The sequence below is a fragment of the Vibrio genomosp. F10 str. 9ZD137 genome, assembly GCF_049974785.1.
GTDB lineage: Bacteria > Pseudomonadota > Gammaproteobacteria > Enterobacterales > Vibrionaceae > Vibrio.
Window position 1 is genome coordinate 1 of sequence record NZ_JBNGCJ010000010.1, and the last position, 1789, is coordinate 1789.

The window sequence follows — 1789 nt, forward strand, 5'->3', positions numbered from 1 at the left end:
GAGTCAATACTGAAGTCCCTACACGCGTTGTCGCCGATTTGTAGGCTTCTTGCACAGATTCAAACAGATGGCCAACACCTGTTCCGTGTAGAGCAGAAATGAAGTGGATACGAGCAAAGTCGACAAAACCTAAACGGCGATCCAGTTCTTTCTTAACATGATCTTTGACTTCGCTATCCAGTCCATCCCATTTATTAACAGCAATGACGATAGAGCGACCAGCATTCAAGGCAAAACCAAGTAAGCTTAAGTCTTGCTCTGAGATATTCTCGCGAGCATCGATCAGTAGCAACACAACGTTAGCATCTTCAACGGCTTTTAGCGTCTTGACCACCGAGAACTTTTCGACCGTTTCGTTAATGGCTTTACGACGGCGAACGCCCGCAGTGTCAATCAGTACGTACTCACGATCATCGCGCTGCATTGGAATATAGATAGAATCGCGAGTTGTGCCTGGCATGTCATAAACAACAACACGCTCTTCGCCTAGAATACGGTTGGTTAGCGTCGATTTACCAACATTCGGGCGACCAATAATAGCAAGTTTAATCGGCTGATCTTGAAGGCGCTTGAATTCTTCTTCTGCTTCTTCTTCAGTAAATTCAACTTGTTCTTCGTCTTCATCTTCAAACTCAGTCAGATCGTTGATTTCACCGTTTTCTATTTTTAATGCTTCCGCAAACGGGTTGAGAGCAAGTTCAATCAATGCCGTAACACCTCGCCCATGAGCCGCGGCAATCTGGTACATATCATCAACGCCGAGTTTCCAGAACTCAGAGCAAGCTGCGTCACCATCAATGCCATCAATCTTGTTCACGACAAGCAGTGATGGTTTTTCAATTTGGCGTAAATGTTTAGCAATCGCTTCATCAGAAGGCGTCAATCCCGCTCGACCATCCACCATGAAGAGAACAACGTCAGCTTCATCAATAGCGGCTAGTGATTGTGCTGCCATTTTCGTTTCAACACCTTCTTCAGTGCCATCAATACCACCGGTATCAATAACAATGAATTCGTGTTCTTCTGATTTAGCATGGCCGTATTTACGATCACGTGTTAAACCAGGGAAGTCAGCAACCAATGCGTCGCGAGTGCGAGTCAGTCGGTTAAACAATGTAGATTTCCCTACATTTGGACGCCCGACCAGAGCAACAACAGGTACCATAATTAACCTCTACAATATAGTCTCTATGTAGTTATAGGTAACGGATTGCATTTGTTCTAAGCTGGCCCATACTCAACAAGATCGTATCAACTTGTCTGTATCACTCAGCCGCAATGCTGTTACCTATAACCACATGATTTGATTTTTCTCAATAAAACGGCCCCTAACTGATAACAGCAAGGAGCCGAATGTGAATTATATCACGATATTACTTATTGATCGTCAGTTTCTTTACATCGCCATTGCGTGTTACGAGTACATACCCACCAGAAGTCACGACAGGACTCACAGCAAAACCGCTATCATCGATAAGCTGCTGAGCAACAAATTCACCGGTACTTCGATTAAGCCAGTGTAGATAACCTTCCGAATCACCAACAACCACATGATTATTAATCATAACGGGTGCACTAAGTTGACGATATTCTAGCTTTTTATTGCTCCAAAGCTCGGTACCGCTTCGTGCATCGACTGCCACTAGGTGATCTTTGTCTGTCACTAGGTATAGACGGCTACCATCGGTTGCTAGATCCGTTGCAGAAGAGTATGAACGCTTCCACATTGGACGACCCGATTGAAGGTCGATACTCGTTAACTGACCATTAAAGCAGATCGGAAGAGCGG

At 44.7% G+C, this 1789-nt stretch carries 2 protein-coding genes; both read right to left on the reverse strand.

Going from position 1 to position 1789, the window contains the following annotated elements; translation table 11 throughout:
* A partial coding sequence (der, locus tag ACP45E_RS00240) for a ribosome biogenesis GTPase Der (RefSeq protein ID WP_069584568.1) occupies nucleotides 1-1165 on the reverse strand: 1165 nt, incomplete at its 3' end.
* A gap of 208 nt (nucleotides 1166-1373) precedes the next feature.
* A partial coding sequence (locus tag ACP45E_RS00245; RefSeq protein WP_158008349.1) for a PQQ-binding-like beta-propeller repeat protein occupies nucleotides 1374-1789 on the reverse strand: 416 nt, incomplete at its 5' end.